Source organism: Terrirhizobium terrae (genome assembly GCF_030323265.1).
Lineage (GTDB): Bacteria > Pseudomonadota > Alphaproteobacteria > Rhizobiales > Rhizobiaceae > Neorhizobium.
Genome location: NZ_CP104992.1, coordinates 2,014,260 through 2,031,142, shown reverse-complemented (window position 1 = coordinate 2,031,142; position 16,883 = coordinate 2,014,260). Strand labels below are relative to the sequence as shown.

General features: G+C 62.2%; 17 protein-coding genes. 9 read left to right on the top strand and 8 right to left on the bottom strand.

What is annotated here, in order from left to right:
- Positions 1–77 precede the first annotated feature (77 nt).
- Entirely contained in the window at positions 78–1,160 is a 1,083-nt protein-coding gene (hrcA, locus tag N7E02_RS17710; protein WP_286583621.1) for a heat-inducible transcriptional repressor HrcA, read from the bottom strand.
- Between the two features lie 132 nt (positions 1,161–1,292).
- On the opposite strand from hrcA, the gene rph reads away from it, so the two are divergent.
- On the top strand, positions 1,293–2,012 hold the full coding sequence (gene rph, locus N7E02_RS17705) for a ribonuclease PH (protein WP_286583620.1): 720 nt from the start codon (positions 1,293–1,295) through the stop codon (positions 2,010–2,012).
- Positions 2,013–2,029: 17 nt separating this feature from the next.
- Here the strand turns inward: rph and N7E02_RS17700 are convergent, their stop codons facing one another.
- Positions 2,030–2,212 (bottom strand): hypothetical protein, encoded by a 183-nt coding sequence (locus tag N7E02_RS17700; RefSeq protein ID WP_286583619.1) that lies wholly within the window; start codon positions 2,210–2,212, stop codon positions 2,030–2,032.
- A gap of 50 nt (positions 2,213–2,262) precedes the next feature.
- Between N7E02_RS17700 and N7E02_RS17695 the strand changes: the two genes are divergently transcribed.
- Genes N7E02_RS17695 through hemW form a run of 3 tightly spaced genes read left to right on the top strand, consistent with a single transcriptional unit; the run spans position 2,263 to position 4,522 of the window.
- The gene (locus N7E02_RS17695) at positions 2,263–2,670 is read left to right on the top strand and encodes a VOC family protein (protein WP_286583617.1); all 408 of its coding nucleotides are present in this window, start codon (positions 2,263–2,265) and stop codon (positions 2,668–2,670) included.
- A 7-nt stretch (positions 2,671–2,677) separates the two neighbouring features.
- Positions 2,678–3,322, top strand: a complete 645-nt coding sequence (gene rdgB / locus N7E02_RS17690; RefSeq protein ID WP_286583616.1) for an RdgB/HAM1 family non-canonical purine NTP pyrophosphatase — start codon at positions 2,678–2,680, stop codon at positions 3,320–3,322.
- A gap of 6 nt (positions 3,323–3,328) precedes the next feature.
- Positions 3,329–4,522, top strand: coding sequence for a radical SAM family heme chaperone HemW (gene hemW / locus N7E02_RS17685; RefSeq protein WP_286583615.1), 1,194 nt, complete (start codon positions 3,329–3,331; stop codon positions 4,520–4,522).
- On the opposite strand, the gene N7E02_RS17680 is transcribed toward hemW, so the two are convergent.
- The 6 genes from N7E02_RS17680 to mutM all read right to left on the bottom strand — a co-directional run bounded on the left by N7E02_RS17680 (position 4,523) and on the right by mutM (position 10,429).
- Positions 4,523–5,119, bottom strand: coding sequence for a class I SAM-dependent methyltransferase (locus N7E02_RS17680; protein ID WP_286583614.1), 597 nt, complete (start codon positions 5,117–5,119; stop codon positions 4,523–4,525). It lies immediately after the preceding gene.
- A gap of 10 nt (positions 5,120–5,129) precedes the next feature.
- Positions 5,130–5,747, bottom strand: coding sequence for a LysE family translocator (locus N7E02_RS17675; RefSeq protein WP_286583612.1), 618 nt, complete (start codon positions 5,745–5,747; stop codon positions 5,130–5,132).
- A 154-nt stretch (positions 5,748–5,901) separates the two neighbouring features.
- Positions 5,902–7,446 carry a chromosomal replication initiator protein DnaA gene (gene dnaA, locus N7E02_RS17670; RefSeq protein WP_374730712.1) on the bottom strand — a complete coding sequence of 515 codons (1,545 nt, stop codon included), beginning with the start codon at positions 7,444–7,446 and terminating at the stop codon, positions 5,902–5,904.
- An 852-nt stretch (positions 7,447–8,298) separates the two neighbouring features.
- Positions 8,299–8,565 carry a 30S ribosomal protein S20 gene (rpsT, locus tag N7E02_RS17665; RefSeq protein WP_092996440.1) on the bottom strand — a complete coding sequence of 89 codons (267 nt, stop codon included), beginning with the start codon at positions 8,563–8,565 and terminating at the stop codon, positions 8,299–8,301.
- A gap of 166 nt (positions 8,566–8,731) precedes the next feature.
- Complete coding sequence (locus N7E02_RS17660; protein WP_286583610.1) at positions 8,732–9,505, bottom strand: enoyl-CoA hydratase; 774 nt, start codon at positions 9,503–9,505, stop codon at positions 8,732–8,734.
- 45 nt (positions 9,506–9,550) lie between these two features.
- The gene (mutM, locus tag N7E02_RS17655) at positions 9,551–10,429 is read right to left on the bottom strand and encodes a bifunctional DNA-formamidopyrimidine glycosylase/DNA-(apurinic or apyrimidinic site) lyase (protein WP_286583609.1); all 879 of its coding nucleotides are present in this window, start codon (positions 10,427–10,429) and stop codon (positions 9,551–9,553) included.
- A 176-nt stretch (positions 10,430–10,605) separates the two neighbouring features.
- Between mutM and ubiE the strand changes: the two genes are divergently transcribed.
- The 5 genes from ubiE (at position 10,606) to N7E02_RS17630 (ending at position 16,880) form a co-directional block, all read left to right on the top strand.
- Entirely contained in the window at positions 10,606–11,382 is a 777-nt protein-coding gene (ubiE, locus tag N7E02_RS17650; protein ID WP_286583607.1) for a bifunctional demethylmenaquinone methyltransferase/2-methoxy-6-polyprenyl-1,4-benzoquinol methylase UbiE, read from the top strand.
- A 4-nt stretch (positions 11,383–11,386) separates the two neighbouring features.
- A complete protein-coding gene (gene ubiB, locus N7E02_RS17645) occupies positions 11,387–12,946 on the top strand; it encodes a 2-polyprenylphenol 6-hydroxylase (protein ID WP_286583606.1) in 1,560 nt (519 codons plus the stop codon).
- Between the two features lie 75 nt (positions 12,947–13,021).
- Complete coding sequence (locus N7E02_RS17640; protein WP_286583604.1) at positions 13,022–14,596, top strand: aromatic amino acid lyase; 1,575 nt, start codon at positions 13,022–13,024, stop codon at positions 14,594–14,596.
- Between the two features lie 138 nt (positions 14,597–14,734).
- Positions 14,735–16,111: a hypothetical protein gene (locus tag N7E02_RS17635; RefSeq protein WP_286583602.1), complete on the top strand. Its 1,377-nt coding sequence runs from the start codon at positions 14,735–14,737 to the stop codon at positions 16,109–16,111.
- Positions 16,098–16,880: a COG3904 family protein gene (locus N7E02_RS17630; protein WP_286583601.1), complete on the top strand. Its 783-nt coding sequence runs from the start codon at positions 16,098–16,100 to the stop codon at positions 16,878–16,880. Before N7E02_RS17635 ends, N7E02_RS17630 begins: the two co-directional genes overlap by 14 nt.
- The last annotated feature ends 3 nt before the right edge of the window (positions 16,881–16,883 follow it).

Here is a 16,883-nt window from a genome sequence, read left to right as displayed (position 1 = left end):
TGTCTGGAAGTTGGGCTCGATATCGATGTTTGCCACCGAAAAATCAAGGCTAAGCGCGTATTCCGCTGCGATTAGGTTCAACTGCGTGATAGGCGGGCGAGCAGTTGGGCGGTATAGTCCACCATCGGCACGACGCGGGAATAGTTGAGCCTCGTCGGACCGATCACGCCGACGGCGCCGACGATGCGGTCCTCTCCGTCACGATAGGGCGCGACGATGAGCGAGGAACCAGAGAGCGAAAACAGCTTGTTTTCCGAACCGATGAAGATCCGGACCCCCGGCCCCGCCTCGGCGAGTTCCAGGATCTCGATCAGGCTGTCCTTCTTTTCCAGGTCGTCAAAGAGCAGCCGCAGGCGATCGAGATCGCCGATTTCGCCGAGACCTTCGAGAAGGTTGGCACGGCCGCGGACGATGAGCTGCGTCGGCTTGCCCTCTTCGTTATCGCCCGACCAGACGGCAAGGCCGCGCTCGATCAGATCCTGCGCCAGCGCGTCGAGTTCCGTCTGAACCTCTTGCTTCAGCTCCTTCAGCTGGCCCCGCAGTTCCAGCAGGGTCTTGCCGGTCAGATGGGCGTTGAGGAAATTCGCGGCCTCCGTCAGCTGGGAAGAGGTAACGCCCGCCGGAAGCTCGATGATGCGGTTTTCGACCTGATTGTGCTCACCGACCAGCACAGCAAGCGCCTTGGTCGGCTCCAGCCGGATAAATTCCACATGCTTGAGCACCGGATCGCTTTTCGTCGTGATCACAAGGCCCGCACCGCGGGAGAGGCCAGACAGCATCAGGCTCGCATCCGCCATCAGGTTTTCGAGAGGCTGGTCGCGATCGGCCGGTCGGATCTGGCGGTCGATGCTGGCGCGATCCTCCGGCGACAGGCTGCCCGTCTGCATGAAGGCGTCGACGAAGAAGCGCAGACCCGTCTGGGTCGGCAGACGCCCGGCGCTGATATGCGGGGAATAGATGAGCCCGAGCTGTTCCAGGTCGCTCATGACATTGCGGACGGAGGCCGGCGAAAGTGAGGTGGCAAGCAGCCGCGACAGGTTGCGGGAGCCGAGCGGCTCGCCGCTTTCCAGATAGCTTTCGACGATGCGCCGGAAGATTTCGCGCGAACGCTCGTCGAGCATCGAAATGCCATCCCTGCCGGCCGATCCCGAAATTGCCATCTATTCTTCACCACAGTCTTGATGCCTTGCCGAAATATAGTCAGTCGCATCAGCCTTCGCAAAAGGGAAAATCTTTGCAAAAGGCGCCCCTGCGCCTTAGAAGGCATGAACTTGAAATTCAGGGAGTATTCCATGCGGCCTTCAGGCAGACAGACAAACCAGATGCGCAAGGTCTCGTTTGAGCGCAATTTCTCCAAGCACGCGGAAGGCTCCTGTCTCGTCAAGTTCGGCGATACGCATGTGCTGTGCACGGCGAGCCTCGAAGAGAAGACGCCACCGTGGCTGCGCAATACCGGCAAGGGCTGGGTAACGGCCGAATACGGCATGCTGCCGCGCGCCACCGGCGACCGGATGCGGCGCGAAGCCGCTTCCGGCAAGCAGGGCGGCCGCACGCTGGAGATCCAGCGCCTGATCGGGCGTTCTCTTAGAGCTGTCGTCGATCTCGAAGCGCTCGGCGAAAAGCAGATCACCATCGACTGCGACGTCATCCAGGCGGATGGCGGCACGCGCACGGCCTCCGTCACCGGCGGCTGGATCGCGCTGCATGACTGCCTGAAATGGATGGAAACCCGCTCAATGATCAAGCTCGACAAAGTTCTGAAGGACCATGTCGCGGCGATCTCCTGCGGCATCTTCGCCAACCAGCCGGTGATCGATCTCGATTATCTGGAAGACTCGGCCGCCGAGACCGACGCCAATTTCGTCATGACCGGCACCGGCGGCATCGTCGAGGTTCAGGGTACGGCGGAAGGTAAGCCGTTCACCCAGGAGGAACTGCTGACGCTGCTCGGCCTTGCGAATGACGGGATCAAGGAACTGGTGGAAATGCAGAAGGCGGCGATTTCGGGCTGACCGAAGCCCGGCGGACCTTACGGAAAATCGTTGCCGGTACCGGTGACGATCGTGTTATTCGGTTCGTTTCTGTTGTCGAGCGCATCCGGAAGGAATGACCGACTGCCTTTAGGCCGCGGCCGGAACGACCACCAGATGCTCGCGGCGATCATCACCAGTGCGACAACCAGGCCTATGGCGACAGATATCCAAGCTGCCATGGGCGAACCTCCAGTGAGCGACGCAACCAATCCTAACAGAAGGGCTGGTCATGATCGACGGAATTCTCGAAACGGCCGTCTATGCCGACGACATCGATGCAGCGGAAGCCTTCTATGGCGGGCTGCTCGGGTTGGAAAAAGTGCTTCGCGCCGGTGATCGGCATGTGTTCTTCCGCTGCGGGCCGGGGATACTGTTGATCTTCAATCCTGCCGAGACAGTCAAGCCGCCGTCCGACGATGCCTTGCCGGTTCCGCCGCATGGTGCGACCGGACCCGGCCATGTCTGCTTCCGCATGGATGGCGAGGCGATTGACAGGACGGTGGAAAAGCTCAACAAGGCAGGGATTGTGATCGAGAGCGATTTCCGCTGGCCGAACGGCGCCCGCTCGATCTATTTCCGCGATCCGGCCGGCAACAGCCTGGAATGCGCAGAGCCGAAACTCTGGAACATCGAATAGGAATTTCATGCGCAAGCTCGACACAAAGACGATCGTCGTCGCCAGCCACAATGCCGGCAAGATCCGCGAGATCGCCGAACTGATCGGCCCGTTCGGCTTTTCCGCCAAGTCGGCGGCCGAGCTGAAGTTCGAGGAGCCGGACGAGACGGGCACGACCTTCGAGGAAAATGCGGCGATCAAGGCGCTCGCCTCCGCAAAGGCATCCGGCCTGCCGGCACTTTCCGATGATAGCGGCATCGTCATCGATGCGCTGGACGGTGCGCCGGGCGTCTATACCGCCAACTGGGCCGAGCGCGAGGACGGTTCCCGCGATTTCCAGATGGCGATGCAGAAGGTGGAAGACGCGCTTCAGGAGAAAGGTGCGACGACGCCCGACAAGCGGACCTGCCGCTTCGTCAGCGTGCTGTGCCTCGCCTGGCCGGATGGGCATACCGAGATGTTCCGTGGCGAAGTGGAAGGCACGGTGGCATGGCCGCCGCGCGGTACCGCCGGCTTCGGCTATGACCCGATCTTCCAACCGCAAGGTTACGACGTCACCTTCGGCGAGATGTCCGGCGAGGAGAAGCACGGATGGAAGCCGGGCGACGCCGAGGCGCTGTCGCATCGCGCCCGCGCCTTCAAGCTGTTCGTCGAAACCTGCCTCGAGGCCTGACCTTCCTTGAACGCCGTCGTCAACCTTTCGCGCGATACGCTGCTTCCCGATACCGGTGAACCCGGTTTCGGGATCTATGTGCACTGGCCCTTCTGTGCGGCCAAGTGTCCCTATTGCGACTTCAACAGCCATGTCCGCCACCAGCCGGTGGATCAGGCCCGTTTCACCGCCTCCTTCCTGAAAGAGATGGAGACGATGCGGAAGATGAGCGGTCCGAAGACGGTGACCAGCATCTTTCTCGGCGGCGGCACGCCATCGCTGATGGACCCGGCGACGGTCGAGGCGATCCTGAACGGCATCGCCAACACTTGGCATGTGCCCGACGGCATCGAGATCACCATGGAGGCCAACCCCTCCAGCGTCGAGGCGGAGCGTTTTCGCGGCTATCGCGCGGCGGGCGTCAACCGTGTGTCGATGGGCGTGCAGGCGCTCAACGATGCGGACCTGAAATTCCTAGGCCGTCTGCATGACGTGGCCGATGCGCTGAAGGCGATCAAGCTGGCGCGCGAGATCTTTCCGCGCATGTCCTTCGATCTCATCTATGCCCGGCCGAAACAGACCGTCGAGGCGTGGGAAGCCGAACTCAAGCAGGCGATCTCCTATGCGGTCGATCATTTGTCGCTCTATCAGCTGACGATCGAGGAAGGCACGCCCTTCTACGGCCTGCACAAGGCGGGCAAGCTGATCGTGCCCGACGACGACCAGTCGGCCTCGCTCTACGAGGCGACGCAGGAGATCACCGCCGCCCACGGCATGCCGGCCTACGAGGTTTCCAACCACGCGCGGCCCGGCGCCGAGAGCCGTCATAACCTCACCTACTGGCGCTATGGCGACTATGCCGGCATCGGCCCCGGCGCCCATGGAAGGCTTACCCGTGGCCGCAACAAGATCGCGACCTCCACCGAGCGGCGGCCTGAAACCTGGCTGGAACAGGTCGAGGCTCAGGGCCACGGCATGATCGACCAGGAAGTGCTGGGCTATGACGAACAGGCCGACGAGCTGCTGCTGATGGGCCTTCGCCTTACCGAAGGCGTCGATCTCGCCCGCTGGCAGGAACTTTCCGGCCGCGATCCCGATCCGGTGCGCGAGCAGACTTTACTGGAACACGGGTTTATCGAACGCCTCGGCAATTCGCGCCTGCGCTGCACGCCGAAAGGCATGCTGATCCTCGACGCGGTGGTTGCCGATCTGGCGTGCTGACTATGGTTTCACCGCCGTGACATGCAGCCAGTTGATCGGCTGATCGTCATAGCCGCCTCCCTTGCCGCCCTGCACCGCGATCGAGCTCCATGGCAACGTTTCATAAGCGGCGCGCAGCCACGCCTCTGACGGATAATTGTAATAGCGACCCAATCTGTCATGTCCTTCGGCGACGCCGCCCTTGTAGCTCGCATAGAAGATACCGCCCGGCCTGAGAGCCCGGTGGATGCGGGCGAGGATATCGGGAAGTTGAGCGCGCGGCACATGCAGCAGGCAGGCATGAGCCCATATGCCGTCGAAGGCCCCGACATGGTTGATATCCTCGAACAGTAGCACCGGGACGTCGATACCAAGCCGCTTGGCCGCCACGGCGGCCAGTTCCGGCGTGCCGTCCGTCGGCGTGACGCGATAGCCGCGTTCGAGCATGACGCCGCTGTCGCGGCCATTGCCGCAGCCGAGCTCCAAGATTTCGGCATTTTCCGGCAGCAGGCCAAGAAAATCGCCCAGACGCCGGGCGCTCGGCGTCAGCCAGTAATCCGCATAGGTTACGGCATTCTCGGCATAGAAGCGGATGGTCGGGTCGTCGTCACCTTCCATCCCCACCCGCCTATTTCTGCGAGAGAAGCAGCTTGGTGCCGAAGCCGACGAAGACGGTTGCTACACCGAGATCGATCTTCTGCTTGGCCTTCAGATAACCCGCCGCAACGCGTGGATGGGTGATCAGCGAGACGAGGCAGGTGTAATAGATGGTCGAGACGACCACCATGACGCCGATTGCCGCCGCGCCGTAGAGAAACGGCGTTCCGGCCGGCATGGTAACGGCAAACAGCGAGGCGACGAAGAGCGCCGATTTCGGATTGGCGAGATTGGTGGCAAGGCCCATGCGATAAGCAGTGCCCAGCGGGATATCGACCTTTGCCGGCACGAGATCCGGCGTCTTTCGCGCCTTTCGGATATCCATGAACACCCGCAGACCAAGCCCGACGAGATAAAGCCCGCCGGCGATCTTCAGCGCCACATAGGCGAAGGGTGCCGCCTGAAAAAGCACGTTGATGCCGAGCCAGCCGGCAACACCCCAGCAGAACGTGCCGGTGATCGTGCCCATGGCCGCGACGATCGCCACCTTGCGCGGTGCCGTCAGGCAATAGCGGATGACGAGAAGCGTATTCGGCCCTGGCGTGACGCAGGCCACCGCCCAGATGGTGGCGACGGAGAGAAGAAACATGAAAGCCCTCATGCGATAGCCATGAAGGAATGCGCCTTGCCGGCGGCTTGCGTCAAGACGCCGCGACAGAATTACGAAAGATCTACGGAGAGAGAGCCGATACGAAAAGGCCGCCCCGCAAGCAGGACGGCCTTCAACCTAGTATCCGACGATATCAGGCGTTGTTTTCGTTGATCAGGCGCTTCAGGAGTTCGACCTCGTGGCCGAGCTTCGTGTCGTCGCCGATCAGTTCCTCGATCTTGCGGACGGCGTGCAGGACCGTCGTGTGGTCGCGTCCGCCGAAGCGACGGCCGATTTCCGGGAAGGAACGCGGCGTCATGGTCTTGGCCAGATACATGGCAATCTGGCGCGGCTTGACGATCACGCGGGTGCGGCGGTTCGACACCAGTTCCTGGCGCGAGACATTGTAGTGGCGCGCGACGATGCGCTGGATGTCCTCGATGCGGACACGCCTTGCCTCGCCGGCACCGACCAGATGGGCCAGAAGCTCGTCGACGCGGTCGATCGACAGCGACGGCTCGAAGGAGCGACGGAACAGAAGCTGGTTGAATGCGCCTTCCAGTTCACGACCACTGCTCGCAACGTTGCGGGCGACGTGAGACAGGATTTCGGCCGGGATGTCGAGCGACGGATCGTCCTGCTTGGCAGCACGGAGACGGCCCTTGAGCATCTCGAGACGCATTTCGTATTCCGGCGATTCCAGTTCGATCGCCACACCGCCCTGCAGGCGCGAACGGACGCGCGGATCGAGCGATTCCAGTTCCCACGGTGCACGGTCGGCGGCGACCACGACCTGCTTGGCGCTGTCGAGCAGCGTGTTCAGGAGGTGGCAGAACTCGTTCTGGATCATCTTGCCCTGCAGGAACTGCATGTCGTCGATGATCAGGAGATCGATATTGCGCAGTGAATCCTTCAGCGTCAGCGCATCATTGTCGCGGATCGCGGTGGCGAAACGCCACATGAAATATTCTGCCGTCAGATAGACGACGCGTGGCGAACGGCTGCTGCCAACGGCGGCATTGGCGATCGCCTGCAGAAGATGGGTCTTGCCGAGACCGACATTGGAATGGATGAAGAGCGGGTTGAAGCGCACGGCGCCGGCGCCGGCTTCAGCGATCGTCTTTGCAGCAGCAAGCGCCACACGGTTGGACGATCCCTCGATAAAGGTGTCGAACGTGTAACGGCTGTCGAGCGGCGAGCCGAAAAGCGGACCGGACTGGGCGGTGCTGCGCGCCACAGCTGCGGCAGGTGCCGGAAACGCGGCGATCTTGCCGATTTCGCGGGCCGGCTGGCTGCGATTGACGTTGGCCGCGACATTGGTTTCGGCTGCCGCCGGGCGTTCCTCGACGAGCCCGGCCGGGCGAACGTTGCGGCTCGCGCTGCGCACCAGGATCTCTACCTTGAGGATTTCCTTGTCTTCCGCCTGCAGGATCGACGTGATCAGGTCGAGATAGCGGTTGTTGATCCAGGACTTAAGGAACGTGGTCGGAACCGTGAGCCGAACGACGCTCTTGGAAACCGAATGGAGCTTCAGTCGAGCAAACCAGCTTGCATAAACATCCTGACCTACCTGTGCCTTCAATCGCGCACTGAACCGCTCGAAAAGAGCATCATGCTTCATTTCCGCTGTTTCCCCTGCCGCTTGGGAGCAAACTGAATCGAGATCCCTGCCGCGCGTGGTCTTCGTTACCAACTGCACGCGCCGATACGGTATTCATATGCATTATTTGCCGCCTTTTTCGAAAAAGCCTGGCGAAGTTCTTCCGCCAGACAAACCTTGTTCAATGTCCCGCCTGTCGTTCCTCACCGACAAGCGCCCTAAATAAATGTTCCCCGTGTCCGGCTCCATCCGCCAGAATGAAGCCGAACTGTGCCGGGCCGCCTCGTGAACGGCCGACAGGTGCGGGTGACCCCACCATGGCGCCTCATCCTCGTCATGAGCCGCCTTATTCCAATGTCCCCTCGCTTGCCGTTACCAGCCAGCTGGGCGCAAAACGGCTGCATCCGAAAAACAGGATTTTTCGGTATACAACCTGCAGTTTATGGAGAACGGGAATTGCGATCCCGCCGCAAGGGGCATAAAGCACCGTTCACGCCTTCTTGGAAAAGCGTTCTGCGGAAGCTTTTGAAGATGTCCCCGCGCCCCTTGCTGGAGGCCATTTAGGCAGGATCACTTGGCAAGATCAACAGCGTTTTTACCCAAACTTAAGGCACGGCCGTTGACTCTTGCGGCGCGATTTGAATGCGGCGAAAGCTGTCATAAAGAATCGTAGTTGAATCAATGGGATTCAAATTTGGCCATCTCTGGCGAGCATGATTCACAGGAAAAATAAAAATTCGCTTGACTCGAATCCGGCTACCGGGCGCCGGCCAAAATTCCGAAAAAGATTCAAAAATGGCCCATAAGCAACTGATTAGGTTGAATATTCCATGTCACGCACTCGACATGAAATTGTTAATAAGCCGGGCAACGATCTATGAATAAGGCAGAATCACGAAAAGCCCGGTCGTGAGACCAGGCTTTTTGCAGATCAAAATTTCGTTAGCCGGATTAGGCCGACAGGGCCTTCACACGAGCAGCCAGACGGGACACCTTGCGGGATGCCGTGTTGCTGTGGAGGACGCCCTTGGTAGCAGCGCGAGCGATCTCCGGCTGCGCGGCCTTCAGTGCTGCTGCAGCAACCGTCAGATCACCGGTTGCGATCGCTTCCTCAACCTTACGGATGAAGCCACGGACGCGCGAACGGCGAGCCTTGTTGACTGCGGTACGGCGAGCGATCTTGCGGGTCGCCTTTTTCGCCGAAGTTGTATTGGCCATTTCATGCCTCTCTACGAATTCGAACCAACACTCCACCGTTGCCGCCGGTCATGCGACCCTTTATCCAGCAATTCGGGAGCAATAGAGGAAGCCGTGAAGAGGCTTTCCCAACTGTGGCCGGGCATATAGCGGGAATACCCGCACCAGTCAACGCGCTTTTTGGGCATTATCTGTTGGAGAAGCTGGGTTTGCGCTTCTCCACAAAGGCGGCCATGCCTTCCTTCTGGTCGGCGGTGGCAAAAAGCGAGTGAAACAGGCGCCGCTCGAAGCGCAGGCCTTCGGCAAGCGTCGTCTCGAAAGAGCGATTGACCGCCTCCTTGGCCATCAACACCGCCGCCCGCGGGAAGGCCGCGATCTTCTCTGCTGCGGTGACCGCCTCGTCCATCAGCTTTCCGCTCTCGACCACACGCGATACGAGTCCCGCACGCTCTGCCTCCGCCGCATCCATCATCCGGCCGGTGAGCACGAGATCCATGGCCTTGGCCTTGCCGACGGCGCGCGTCAGCCGCTGCGAGCCGCCGAGGCCGGGGATGACACCGAGCGTAATCTCTGGCTGGCCGAATTTCGCGGTGTCGGACGCGATGATGAAGTCGCACATCATGGCAAGCTCGCAGCCGCCGCCGAGCGCAAAGCCGGAGACGGCGGCGATCAGCGGCTTGCGGAAGGCGGCAACCGCATCCCAGCCGGAGATGAAGTCGCCGACATAGGCATCGACGAACGAGATCGACTGCATTTCCTTGATATCGGCACCGGCGGCGAATGCCTTTTCCGAGCCGGTGAGCACGACGGCGGCAATCGCCGGATCCTTGTCATAGGCTGCCAGTGCAGCGGTCAGTTCGGCCATGACCGTCGAGTTCAGGGCGTTCAGCGCCTGCGGGCGGTTCAGCGTGACGATGGCGACGGCGCCGCGCGTTTCGGTCAGGATCGTTTCATAGCTCACCGGGTGTTCCTCCTCATATGATTGTCGCCGGGACGTGTCCGGCCGTTATTTCTGGCAGGCGGCACAATAGAAGGTCGACCTGCCGGACTGGGTAATGCGCGAAACCGTACCGCCGCATCCCGGCGTGCGGCAAGCCTCGCCCTCGCGATCGTAGACGGAAAAGGAATGCTGGAAATAACCGAGCGAACCGTCGGTCTGGATATGGTCGCGCAGCGAGGAGCCGCCGGCGGCAATCGCATCGGCGATGACGGCCCGGATGGCATCTGTCAGCGCCAGAAGTTCCTTCTTCGGCCTTCCGGTCGGCGTGACCAGCGTGCCGGACTGGCGCTTGGGCGACAGATGCGAGCGCCACAGCGCCTCGCAGACATAGATATTGCCGAGGCCCGCGATCACCGTCTGGTCGAGCAGCGCGCCCTTGAGCGGCTGGTTCTTGCCTGCAAGCCTTGTCGCCAGATAGTCGGCGTCGAGCGCATTGCCGGTCGGCTCCGGCCCGAGTTCGGCAAAGGCCGGGTAGAGATCGAGCTCGCTGCGCTTCCACAGATGCATGAAACCGAAACGGCGCGGGTCATTGTAGATCACCTTGCGCGGCCCGGCCTCGCCGGTGAGATTAAAGACGACATGGTCGTGCTTCTCATCCTTCGAGCGAGGATGATGGAAATCGCCCTGCACTTCTTCCTCGATGCGGAAGGAGCCGGACATGCCGAGATGGCTGATGACGGTCAGGTCGTCTTCCAGGTCTATAAGAAGGTATTTTGCCCGTCGGCCGAGCGAGACAATGCGGCGGCCGGCGACACGATCGGCGAAGTCCTGCGGGAAGGGAAAGCGCAGGTCGGGGCGGTTGAGATCGAGCCTTTCGAGCCGGGCGCCCTCCATGACCGGGGCAAGCCCGCGTCTGACCGTTTCGACCTCTGGCAATTCGGGCATGGGTACCTAACTTCCTGTTTCAACAACGCCGCCATTGTTCTATAGACCGGGCAGACAAATATCACCCTCGGACCATCAACCGCGGGGCCATCACAATCGGGACCATGCACCACATAGCGATCCGGCACTGGTTTCGCTATGGTCCGGGCCTGAGGACAGACTTTAAGGAGTACTCGATGACCGAAGCCCGAACCGGAGCCGACGGCGGAATGGAAACCTCCTATGGTTTTCGCCAGGTCGCGGATGGCGAAAAGCAGGGTCTCGTCAACGACGTCTTCCACAAGGTGGCCAAGCGCTACGACATCATGAACGACGTGATGTCGGCCGGCATGCACCGCGTCTGGAAGGATGCGATGATCGCCGCGCTGAACCCGCGCAAGGATGAGGGCTACAAGACACTCGACGTGGCCGGCGGCACCGGCGACATCGCGTTTCGCATCGTCGAGGCATCCGGCCGCAAGGCGCATACGACCGTGCTCGACATCAACGGCTCAATGCTCGCCGTCGGCGCCGAGCGCGCGGAGAAGAAGAAGCTGTCCGGCAATCTCGATTTTGTCGAGGCCAATGCGGAATCCCTGCCCTTCGAGGACAATTCCTTCGACGCCTATACGGTCGCCTTCGGCATCCGCAACGTGCCGCGCATCGATGTCGCGCTGTCTGAAGCCTATCGCGTGCTGAAGCGCGGCGGCCGCCTGCTGGTCTTGGAATTTTCCGAGGTCGAGATGCCGCTTCTCGAGCGTTTCTATGAAGAATGGTCGTTCAAGGCCATTCCTCAGTTCGGCAAGATGATCACCGGCGATGCCGAGCCCTATCAGTATCTGGTGGAATCGATCCGCAAATTCCCCAACCAGGAGAATTTTGCCGCGATGATCCGCACCGCAGGCTTCTCCCGCGTGACTTATACCAACTATACCGGCGGCATCGCTGCCCTGCATTCCGGCTGGAAACTCTGACCGCATGAGCACGATCGGCGCCTATTTCCGGCTCGCCCGTGTCGGCTGGGTCCTTGTTCGCGAAGGCGTGGTCTCGGCCCTGCCGACCGAGGACATGCCGCCTGCCGTCGGCTTCGTCAAATCGCTGGTTGCGCCGCTGACCCGCTTTCGGGCCAAGAAACAGGCCCGCAGCGAGCGGCTGACCCGTGCGGTCGACCGGCTCGGCCCTTCCTATGTGAAGATCGGCCAGTTCCTTGCCACCCGTCCGGATGTCGTCGGCGTCGACTGGGCCGTCGATCTTGCCATGCTGCAGGACCGGATGGCCTTTTTCCCGACGGCGGCTGCGAAATCCGCGATCCAGACCTCGCTCGGTCGGCCGATCGAGGATCTCTACACATCCTTCGAGGAGCCGATCGCGGCCGCCTCCATCGCGCAGGTTCATCCGGCAATCGTCAACGGTAAAAAGGTTGCCGTGAAGGTCGTGCGTCCGGGTGTACGTCAGCGTTTCGCCCATGACATCGAGGGCATGTATGTGATCGCCCGCATGCAGGAACGCCTGATGCCCTCCAGCCGTCGTCTGCGGCCGGTGGAAGTGACGCGCACGCTGGAACAGACGACCAAGATGGAAATGGACCTACGGCTGGAAGCGGCCGCCCTTTCCGAGATCGCCGAGAACACCAAGGACGACCCGGGCTTCCGCGTGCCGACCGTCGATTGGGAGCGCACCGGCCGCGACGTCATCACCATGGAGTGGATCGACGGCGTTAAGATGAACGACATCGAGGCGTTGCGCGCTGCCGGACATAACCTGGAAAAGCTCGCCGAGGTCCTGATCCAGTCCTTCCTGCGCCACACGCTGCGCGATGGCTTCTTCCATGCCGACATGCATCCGGGCAATCTGTTCGTAGAGCGGGACGGCACGATCGTCGCCGTCGACATGGGCATTACCGGACGGCTCGGAAAGAAGGAGCGGCGGTTCCTTGCCGAGATCCTGTTCGGCTTCATCACCCGCGACTACATGCGCGTCGCCGAGGTTCATTTCGAGGCCGGCTATGTGCCCGGCCATCATGACGTCTCCGCCTTCGCCCAGGCGATCCGCGCAATCGGCGAGCCGATCCACGGTCAGCCGGCCGAGACGATCTCGATGGCGCGCCTGCTTGCCCTGCTCTTCGAAGTGACCGACCTTTTCGAGATGCAGACGCAGCCGCAGCTGATCCTCTTGCAGAAGACCATGGTCGTCGTCGAAGGCGTGTCGCGCATGCTCAACCCGCGCTTCAACATGTGGAAGGCGTCGGAGCCGGTCGTCGGCGACTGGATCCGCGACAATCTTGGCCCGAAGCGTGTTCTCTCCGACCTGAAGGATGGCGCCAAGGCCGCGGTGAAGCTTGCCGAAGCGCTGCCGGAGATCGCCGCCAAGACCGAGACGCTGCATCGCGAACTCGTGAATATGAGCGAGAACGGACTGCGTTTCGATGCCGACACGGCCGAAGCGATCGGCAGGTCGGAGGCACGCCACAGCCGCAGCGGCCGTGTGGCGCTGTGGATTATCGCGATCGCGCTCGTCTATATCGCGCTCACGGTCTGATCATGTCCCGAATAATGCCTGACGCGACGCATTTCAGGCATTGTGAAACCGTTCTCCTGCAATAGTGTGAGCCGCATGGGAACACACATATCCGATCCGAAAATCCATATCGAACTGAATGGCCAACCGCTGGGTTTTGCTGAGCTTCTCGTCATCGGCGAGGGCCGGGCGAAGGTTAGCGCAGACCCTGACGGCATGGGTCGTGTGCGGGCGGCCCGCGCTGTGCTGGAGCAGGCGATTGCCGACGGCATGCCCGTCTATGGCGCGACCACCGGGGTTGGCGCGATGAAGGACATCGCCTGGTCGAACGAGGAACTCGACCAGTTCAATCTCGGCCTCGTACGCGCTCACCATTTCGGCACGGGCGAGCCCTTCCCCACCTCGGTCGTGCGCAGCGCCATCGCGCTTCGGGTCAATACGGCCCTGACCGGCTACGTCGGCTGCACGACGGAACTGGTGGACAGCTATCTGGAGCTTCTCGCCGCTGACGTGATCCCGATCGTGCGGCGTACCGGCTCGATCGGCTGTGCCGATATCGGCCTGATGGGCCAGATCGGCGCCGTGCTGACCGGCGTCGGTGAAGCGGTCTATCAAGGCAAGCGGATGCCTGCGGCGCAAGCCTTCGCCGCAGCCGGGATCTCGCCGCAGAAAATGGCGCCACGCGACAGCCTCGCCTCACTCAGCGTCAATTCCGTCAGCTTCGCCGCTGCGGCACGCACCATGCGTGCGGCGGCGGGGGCGCTGCGCGTGCTTCTCGCCACCGGACTTTCAGCGGCGGGTGCGATGGGTGCTTCCCGCGATCCCTGGCTCGCCGTCACCCATGTGGGCACGGCGCGCGAGGCGATGATCGGTTCCTGGCTGCTCAACGCGTCCCAGGGATGGGACTGGCCGAGCGGCACCCATGTGCAGGATCCGCTCAGCCTGCGCATGATCCCGCAGGTTTTTGGCGCGGTCTTCGAAAGCGTGCTCACTTCCGGTCACAAGATCCTGGCGGCGACGGGACGCTCCGACGACAACCCGGTGATCGCGGAAGGCCGCGTGCTGACCTCCGGCGGATCGCTTCCGCTCGATGTCACCGTGCTGATGGAATCGGCCGTGCTGTGCATGGCCCATGCGGCGCGCAATTCGTTCAATCGCTGCGTCCTGCTCGGCAACGGCCAGCGGCGCGACCTGCCGGTCAATCTCGTGCCCTATGGCGCGATCGCCACCGGCTTCGGCCCGATCATCAAGTTGGCCGGCGAGATCTTTTCCCGGGTTCTGTCGATGAGCAATCCCGTCTCGGCGCAGTCGCTCGTCGTCGCCGGCGGCATGGAGGACGAGGCGGCCTTCCTGCCACTTGTCATCGAACGCTTCGAGCGTCAGGTCCGTGCGATCCGGCGCCTCGCCGGCCTCGAGGCGCTGCTTGCCGCGCAGGCCATGGACATCCATGGCGACCAGCCGGGCGGCGCGGTGGGACTGATCTACGAAGTGGTGCGCAAGCATGCGGCCTTCTACACGCTCGATCGGGCGCTTTCGGCCGAAGTAGAGGCGATCGAGGAAGAACTCGCTTCCGACGAATTCCTCGAACGACTGATCGCGATTTCGCCGATCCATGCGATCGACGACTTCTTCGCGCTCGGAGGTTACGGCCTGCAGGGTGTCGAGGCATAACTCCGTTTTGATCGAAAGCGCCGGTTTTCCAGCGCTTTCGCCACAGCGGCAACGCAACCGGGCCTTGATTCCGCCAGCTTCTTCCTTCCTTCTTGAAGGAATACTTTCCTTTACTCGTCTCTTTCGGGGAGATTGCCCATGGCGCTTGGCGCTTCGCAGCGGCTGAATGACGGCGTTACTGCCGTCGAGACGATGACCCGGTTCGCGCTTGCCGTGCTGGCATTGGCATCCGGCGTCTATACCTATCTGGGTGTGCGTTCGATCCTTGACGGCTCGCCGACCGCAGTCTTCTTCGCCGCAATCATCTACTCCGCCTCGGTCTCGGTCGGCATCTATGCCTTCTGGTCCTATATGGCGCGCTTCTATCCGCATGTGACATCCCATACCGGGCGCGCGGCGATGCTCTGCGTCATGGCGGCGGGTTCGGCGATGATCATCGCCATGTCGAGCTGGCTCAATGCCGCCGCCCTTGCAGGTTCGGCGGCGGTCGAACAGCATCTGGCGGAAACGGTCGAGGAGTACACGGCCGATCTAGACCGGGCGCATCAGAACGCGCTCTCCGCCCAGAGCCTGTTGCCGGACATCCAGCGGGCCGCAGAACGCTTCTCCCAGCTTGCCGCCGTCGAGCGGCAGTCGGGTTCGCTGACCGGCACGACCGGCTCCGGCAGCGTCGTGCAGCTGCTCACCCAGATGTCGGGCCAGATGCGTTCGCTCGAGGCCAGCATCAACGGCTCGCGCGAACAGGTGAGCGAACTTTTCGAACAGGGACAAAAGCGGCTGGAGACGATGCGATCGCTCGTCTCGGCACCCGGCCTGATCTCGCCGCGTTCCGACCAGTTCGGCAACGAAGCCGTCGCGCTGACCGGCATCATGACGTCGCTGGCACAGACCTCGATCGCGCCGTCCATCCGCCGCGCCGCCGACGACCTGTCGCTCGGCTTCATTGCGCCGGTTGCCGATGGCAGCGACGCCAATCTGGTCAATCGCCAGGAACAGGTGATGGAGACGATCCGCACCTCGGTCGCCGCCCAATCGAAGGCGCTGGCCAAGGCGGCTGACGAAATCCTTGCCAATCCGCCTGTCGGGGAGCGCCGCTTCGTGCCTCTCTCCTCAGCTGAAGCCGTGCTGACTTACGCGCAGGATTTCATTCCCGCCTGGGCCGGTGCGATCTCGATCGACCTTCTGCCGGGCGTGCTCGTCTTCATCCTCGCCGTCGTTCACGGCGCCATCCGCAGGCAGGAGGAGAGATTGCCCTTCGCCGACCGCATCACCGCCGGCGAATTGCTGCGGGCACTGGAAGTCCAGCGGGCGCTCGCCGCCAATGGCGTGGATCTGGAGAAGGCCCTAGCCGACGCCGAGAAAAAGGAGGCCGCAGCGGTCACCAAACCGGAGATCGGCGACACCAAGGCCGACAAAGTGAAGGCCGAGGAAACCGACAGCTCGGACGAGCCGAACAACATCACCAATCTCGACGCCCGATCGCGCGGCAGGGACCGGCTGCATGAAGATCGGTGACGCGTTGCGCCGCATCGACGACGGCATGGTGATGCGCTGTGCCTTCTACACCCTGCTTGCGGCATCGGCGACGTTTCTGGTGGTCGATGTCCGCGAGATGGTGGCAACGAATGCCGAACTGCCGGGCTTCGACCCTATGCACGAAGACCAGCCCGTGCTGCCGCCTGCCCTGACCGACGGACGGCCCGCGGCACCTCCCGTCGAGCCGGCGAGCCCGAGCGAAGTGCTGCGCCAGCCGATCAAGTTCGAACTGAAGCCCGGCGGCGTGATGATGGCGGAAGGGACGATCGATCCCGGTGCCGCTGCTCGCTTCGCTGAGGAGATCGAGGCGCGTGGGGAATATGTGAAGCGCATCGACCTCAACTCGCCGGGTGGCTCTGTTGACGATGCGATCGCCATGTCGAAGCTGATCCGCGAGAAGAAGCTTGAGACCAAGATTGCAGCGCGGGCGCTTTGCGCCTCGTCCTGCCCGATCGTGTTTGCCGGAGGGGCCGAGCGCGTGGCGGAAAAGGATGCCGTGATCGGCGTGCATCAGGTGTTCAACGGCAGCCGCGAGCGGCCGTCGGCGGAACAGGCCATGTCATCGGCCCAATCGACCACCGCACGCGTGGCGCGGCATCTGGAGGAAATGGGCATCGGATCGGGTCTGTGGCTGCATGCGCTGGAGACGCCGCCCGACCGGCTCTATTACCTGACGGAGAAGGAGATGACGGATTTCAGGCTTGTCACCAAGCCTATCTCGCCGGCACAGCAGAAGGCCGGGAGCTAATCG

What these genes read in the sequence shown, in the direction of transcription:
- hrcA (WP_286583621.1), bottom strand. Translation starts at nt 1,160, where the DNA reads ATGGCAATTTCGGGATCGGCCGGCAGGGATGGCATTTCGATGCTCGAC.
- rph (WP_286583620.1), top strand. Translation starts at nt 1,293, where the DNA reads ATGCGGCCTTCAGGCAGACAGACAAACCAGATGCGCAAGGTCTCGTTT.
- N7E02_RS17700 (WP_286583619.1), bottom strand. Translation starts at nt 2,212, where the DNA reads ATGGCAGCTTGGATATCTGTCGCCATAGGCCTGGTTGTCGCACTGGTG.
- N7E02_RS17695 (WP_286583617.1), top strand. Translation starts at nt 2,263, where the DNA reads ATGATCGACGGAATTCTCGAAACGGCCGTCTATGCCGACGACATCGAT.
- rdgB (WP_286583616.1), top strand. Translation starts at nt 2,678, where the DNA reads ATGCGCAAGCTCGACACAAAGACGATCGTCGTCGCCAGCCACAATGCC.
- N7E02_RS17680 (WP_286583614.1), bottom strand. Translation starts at nt 5,119, where the DNA reads ATGGAAGGTGACGACGACCCGACCATCCGCTTCTATGCCGAGAATGCC.
- N7E02_RS17675 (WP_286583612.1), bottom strand. Translation starts at nt 5,747, where the DNA reads ATGTTTCTTCTCTCCGTCGCCACCATCTGGGCGGTGGCCTGCGTCACG.
- rpsT (WP_092996440.1), bottom strand. Translation starts at nt 8,565, where the DNA reads ATGGCCAATACAACTTCGGCGAAAAAGGCGACCCGCAAGATCGCTCGC.
- mutM (WP_286583609.1), bottom strand. Translation starts at nt 10,429, where the DNA reads ATGCCCGAATTGCCAGAGGTCGAAACGGTCAGACGCGGGCTTGCCCCG.
- ubiE (WP_286583607.1), top strand. Translation starts at nt 10,606, where the DNA reads ATGACCGAAGCCCGAACCGGAGCCGACGGCGGAATGGAAACCTCCTAT.
- ubiB (WP_286583606.1), top strand. Translation starts at nt 11,387, where the DNA reads ATGAGCACGATCGGCGCCTATTTCCGGCTCGCCCGTGTCGGCTGGGTC.
- N7E02_RS17640 (WP_286583604.1), top strand. Translation starts at nt 13,022, where the DNA reads ATGGGAACACACATATCCGATCCGAAAATCCATATCGAACTGAATGGC.
- N7E02_RS17635 (WP_286583602.1), top strand. Translation starts at nt 14,735, where the DNA reads ATGGCGCTTGGCGCTTCGCAGCGGCTGAATGACGGCGTTACTGCCGTC.
- N7E02_RS17630 (WP_286583601.1), top strand. Translation starts at nt 16,098, where the DNA reads ATGAAGATCGGTGACGCGTTGCGCCGCATCGACGACGGCATGGTGATG.